The 355-nt window shown below is 43.1% G+C and carries 1 protein-coding gene; it reads left to right on the forward strand.

All coding sequences use genetic code 11. The annotated features are described in order from the left end of the window. Positions 1-355, forward strand: a 355-nt coding sequence (locus tag CWB78_RS18275) for a thioredoxin family protein (RefSeq protein ID WP_171040364.1), incomplete at both ends; no start/stop codon positions are given.

A 355-nucleotide genomic window follows, 5' to 3' on the forward strand; every position in this document is an offset into this window, starting at 1 on the left:
CTGATACGAGCGCACGTCGTCCGTCAATGGTTGTACATTCACCAATTAAAAACACTCATATTACGTTTGCAGGCGTACCTATGGGTCACGAATTCACCAGTTTAGTGTTAGCACGTTTACATACAGGCGGACACGCAAGTAAAGCCAAAAGCGAAAACATTGAGCAAATACAATCGCTCACTCAAGAGCTCAACTTTGAAGTATACATAAGTTTAAGTTGCCAAACGTGCCCGCAAGTAGTGCAAGCACTTAATACTATGGCAGCGACAAACAGCAATATTAAGTCTACCATGATTGATGGCGCGTTATTTCAAGGCGAAGTGGAAGAGCGAAATATTTTAGCTGTACCGGCTCT

The organism is Pseudoalteromonas sp. S1612 (genome assembly GCF_005887175.1).
Lineage (GTDB): Bacteria > Pseudomonadota > Gammaproteobacteria > Enterobacterales > Alteromonadaceae > Pseudoalteromonas > Pseudoalteromonas undina.